The organism is Seonamhaeicola marinus (assembly GCF_008085455.1).
Genome location: NZ_VSDQ01000585.1, coordinates 1 through 345, shown reverse-complemented (window position 1 = coordinate 345; position 345 = coordinate 1). Strand labels below are relative to the sequence as shown.

General features: G+C 27.8%; 1 pseudogene. It reads left to right on the top strand.

Features of this window, described 5'->3' with window-relative positions:
* Positions 1 to 118: 118 nt before the first annotated feature.
* Positions 119 to 345 (top strand): annotated as a pseudogene (locus FUA24_RS10640) (AAA family ATPase); the annotation flags it as partial.

Here is a 345-nt window from a genome sequence, read left to right as displayed (position 1 = left end):
AAATGGCAGATTTGAAGATTGAAAAAGTTAAAAATTAGTTAAGTCTATTAAGCATTATATTTTAAAATAGAGTCATTACACTTTTAACCTCTCAACCAATAACTTTTTACTAAAAAAAATGGAACACAACTCAACATTTCCTATAAAACAAACTGAATTAGATATGCTTCGTGATGAAGCAACCTCATACATAAAAAGCATACAATGGGAGCAAGGTGCTAAAGCAAAAAGTAGAGATAAAAACAACAAAGATGAATCTATTTTACTCTATTTATCACGTGCTAATAATGGAACAAGCACCACTGAAATAACATCAGTATCAAAAACTATTTTAGCTTTAAAAAA